General features: G+C 64.1%; 2 protein-coding genes and 1 pseudogene. 2 read left to right on the top strand and 1 reads right to left on the bottom strand.

Annotated features, from left to right (window positions below; translation table 11 throughout):
- Positions 1–267: pseudogene (locus KBT70_RS15215) on the bottom strand (porphobilinogen synthase); the annotation flags it as partial.
- Between the two features lie 122 nt (positions 268–389).
- Here KBT70_RS15215 and KBT70_RS15210 point away from each other — a divergent pair.
- Both KBT70_RS15210 and KBT70_RS15205 read left to right on the top strand, forming a co-directional pair.
- The gene (locus tag KBT70_RS15210) at positions 390–917 is read left to right on the top strand and encodes a component of SufBCD complex (RefSeq protein WP_296635680.1); all 528 of its coding nucleotides are present in this window, start codon (positions 390–392) and stop codon (positions 915–917) included.
- A 37-nt stretch (positions 918–954) separates the two neighbouring features.
- On the top strand, positions 955–2,968 hold a 2,014-nt coding region (locus tag KBT70_RS15205; RefSeq protein WP_296635677.1), incomplete at its 3' end, for a CarD family transcriptional regulator.

The raw sequence follows: 2,968 nt of genomic DNA, 5'->3' as shown, positions 1-2,968 counted from the left end.
GGAGGAGGTATAGGGAAAGAGGCAGATGGCCGGGATGCCCAGATCGGCGGCCTCTTGGGCGGCGACCACCACGCGGTCGATGGAGCGGCGCATGACACCGGGCATGGAGGGCACCGGTTCCTCGATTCCGTCGCCATCGCGCACGAAGAGCGGCCAGATCAGATCGCCCGCTGTCAGCGTATTCTCGGCCACAAGGGCGCGGATGCTGGGGGTCGCACGGGTGCGGCGCAGGCGGGTGGCGGGAAAGGCGGCTTGAGTCGGGCGCATGGGCGGTCTTTCTGGCTGGATCAACCTTGACTGAGTGGCATGGAAATTCGCGCATCTCAAGGGTAGGAATTGCCGCGCACCGGCGCTAAGAGAGGCGATGATGCGGCAAGAGGGGTCCGGATTTGGACTGGTACGACACGGTTTTCGAGTTGATCGACATGCGGTCATTCAGCAACCTCTGGTTCTGGATTGCCCTGGCTGTAACCTGGTCCTCGGCCAGTCACGGGGTTCTTGGGGTGCCGTGGGACATGGCCATTCGCGCGCGCAAGGGCCAGAGTGTGCAGGCGATGACGGATTTCGAGGATATGGTGCGGATCAACATCAACCGTCTGCTTTATGTGGCGCGGGAATCCGGGCTGCTGATGGCGGGGCTTGTGGCCTTTATCATGACGGTCTTGCTGCTCTTGGGGTTTGTCTATGACAACGAATTCGCGCAGGCGCTGTTTCTCTTGGGGTTTCCGCTCTTGCTGGTTGGGGGGTTGTCGGTCTGGGCGGCAGAGCGCATCGCAGCGCAGGACCTGACCGGTGTTGCCTTGATCAAGCGGTTGCAGACGCATCGTCTGGTTATTCAGGTGATCGGCATGGTGTCGATTTTCGTGACCGCCATGTGGGGCATGTATCAGAACATGAACGCCAATATTCTGGGATGACGCGCGCTTTTGACCGGGCGCAAGACGCAGGAAGATCATGACCAAGGCGCAGCATATCACCGTGGGCGGCGCGCCCGAAGGCTTTGACGCCACGCTCATTCTGGCCGAGGTGGCCAAGACCGGCGCGCCGGTCTTGCATGTGGCGCGCGACGACAAGCGTCTGGCGGCGATGCAGGCGGCGTTGCGGTTCTTTGCGCCCGACATGCCGGTGATGACCTTTCCGGGGTGGGATTGCCTGCCCTATGATCGCGTCTCGCCCAATGCCGAGATCAGCGCCACGCGGATGGCGACGCTGGCGGGACTGGCGCATGGGGGGCCGTCGCATTTCGTGCTGTTGACCACGCTTAATGCCGCGACGCAGCGGGTGCCCGCGCGCGCCGTGCTGCGCGGTGCGGCCTTTGTCGCCGCAGTGGGCGAGCGGATCGACGAAAAGGCATTGCGCGATTTTCTGGTGCGGATGGGGTTCACGCAGGCGCCCACGGTGACAGAGCCGGGGGATTATGCGCTGCGCGGCGGGATCATTGACATTTACCCGCCGGGCGAGGGCGGGCCGGTGCGGCTTGACCTCTTTGGCGATGTGCTGGACGGGGTGCGCCGGTTTGATCCGGGCACGCAGCGCACCACGGAAAAGCTGGACCGGGTGGAGCTTGCGCCGGTGTCTGAGGTCATTCTGGACGAGGAGGCGATCCGCCGCTTTCGCCAGAATTACCGGATCGAGTTTGGCGCGGCGGGCACGGATGATCCGCTCTACGAGGCGGTGAGTGCAGGGCGCAAACATGCCGGGGTCGAGCATTGGTTGCCGTTCTTTCACGAGCGGCTGGAAGGGCTCTTTGATTATCTGCCTGGCGCCACGATCACGCTCGATGAGCAGGTGACGCCGCAGCGGTTGGCGCGTTGGGACAGTATCGCGGATCAATACGAGACGCGGCATCTGGCGCTGAGCCAGAAATCGCGGGGCGACACGGTCTATAAGCCGGTGCAGCCCGGTCTCTTGTATTTCGACGATGCCGCGTGGATGGCGGCGGTGGCGGACCGGCGCGTGTTGCAATTCTCGGCGCTGCCGCAGGCGACCGGGCCTGGGGTGATCGACGCGGGCGGGCGCATCGGGCGCAACTTCGCGCCCGAGCGGCAGCAGGAAAACATCAACCTCTTCAGTGCGTTGAAGGATCATATTCGCTCAAAACTGGACCGTGGTCCGGTGCTGGTGGCATCCTACTCTGCGGGCGCGCGCGAGCGGCTTGAGGGGCTCTTGGAAGATGAGGGGCTGATTGGCGCGGTGGGGGTCAGCAGCGCCAAGGGCATTGGCAAGCATGGGCTGCATCTGGCGGTCTGGCCGCTCGAGACCGGGTTTGACGCACCGGGGCTGACGGTGATCGCCGAACAGGATGTGTTGGGCGAGCGGCTGATCCGTGCGCCGCGCAGGCGGCGGGCCGAGAATTTCCTGACCGAGGCGCAGAGCCTGAGCATCGGTGATCTGGTGGTCCATGTGGACCACGGCATCGGGCGGTATCTGGGGCTCGAGGTGGTCACAGCCGCTGGGGCGGCGCATGAATGCCTTGTGCTGGAATATGCCGAAAGCTCCAAGCTCTATCTGCCGGTCGAGAATATCGAGCTTTTGTCGAAATACGGGCATGAGGAGGGCTTGCTTGACCGTCTGGGAGGCGGCGCATGGCAGGCCAAGAAGGCGCGGCTCAAGGAACGTATCCGCGAGATGGCGGATCGTCTGATCCGGGTGGCGGCCGAGCGTGCGCTGCGCAGCGCGCCGGTGATCGAGCCCGAGCATCACGCCTGGGAGGCGTTTGCCGCGCGGTTCCCCTATCAGGAGACCGACGATCAGTTGCACGCCATCGAGGATGTGCTCAACGATCTGGGGTCCGGCGCGCCGATGGATCGGTTGATCTGTGGCGATGTCGGATTTGGCAAGACCGAGGTGGCAATGCGCGCGGCCTTTGTCGCCGCGATGTCCGGGCTACAGGTGGCGGTGATTGCGCCGACGACGCTCTTGGCGCGGCAGCATTATCAGGAGTTTGCCTCGCGGTTTCGCGGCTTTC

This window comes from Roseovarius sp. (assembly GCF_018066915.1).
In the GTDB taxonomy this organism is placed as follows: domain Bacteria; phylum Pseudomonadota; class Alphaproteobacteria; order Rhodobacterales; family Rhodobacteraceae; genus Roseovarius.
Note: the sequence above shows the minus strand (reverse complement) of the source record. Positions and strands in the feature narration are given on the sequence as shown.